This window comes from Vibrio sp. 03_296, assembly GCF_002265885.1.
The window spans coordinates 1-801 of sequence record NZ_NPKW01001325.1; the positions used below are offsets into that span (position 1 = coordinate 1).

Sequence of the window (801 nt, forward strand, 5' to 3'; positions counted from 1 at the left end):
TCTGGAATGCACCCAGCTCTGCACGGTGGCTGTCTACGTATTTCAGTGCCGCACTCCACACTACCGACTCTTGCGCACCTTGTACGGTTGTTACGTCAATCGTATCTACCGTGACGTTTTTGCCTTCGCCTAGGCCAAGTTCACCTGCAAGGCTACCTGAGAACCAATTTCACCTTGAACTTTGTTGTTACCAGCAAAGATCTGTAGCTTGCCGCCTTCACCCACTGACGCTTTTACAAGGTCTGTTTGACCGTTGATGTACGTCGCTAGCTCTTCGATGTCATCACCCGCTTTCGCGTTGATTTCGATCTCTTGCTCGTTACCAAAGCTGTCTGTCAGTGCAATCGTCAAGTCGTTGTCGCCTGCGGCCACATTCCAGTTCTTGTCTTTGCCTTCTTCAGCTTGGTAGCTCACGCCACCCATCATCACGTTGTCAGAGCGCATGTCTTTCAGTGACAGCATGACCGCTTCACCGTTATCCGCACCAATTTGCATTGCTTTCGTGCCGTAAGTACCGTTTAGCAGCTTGTTACCACCAAAAGACGTGGTTTCTGCAATACGGTTTAGCTCGTCGTTCAATGCGGTGATCTCTTCTTGAATCGCCACGCGCTCTGATTTTGAGTTTGAGCCGTTTGCTGATTGTAGAGATAGGTCACGCATACGTTGTAGGATGTTGGTGGTCTCGTTCATCGCACCTTCTGCGGTTTGTGCGATTGAGATACCGTCGTTGGCGTTACGTACCGCAACGTCTAGACCGCGACTTTGTACGTTCAAGCGGTTAGAGATTTGCAGACCTGCTGC

General features: G+C 50.4%; 1 pseudogene. It reads right to left on the bottom strand.

From position 1 onward, the window contains the following. A pseudogene (locus CIK04_RS31870) lies at window positions 1–801 on the bottom strand (flagellin); the annotation flags it as partial.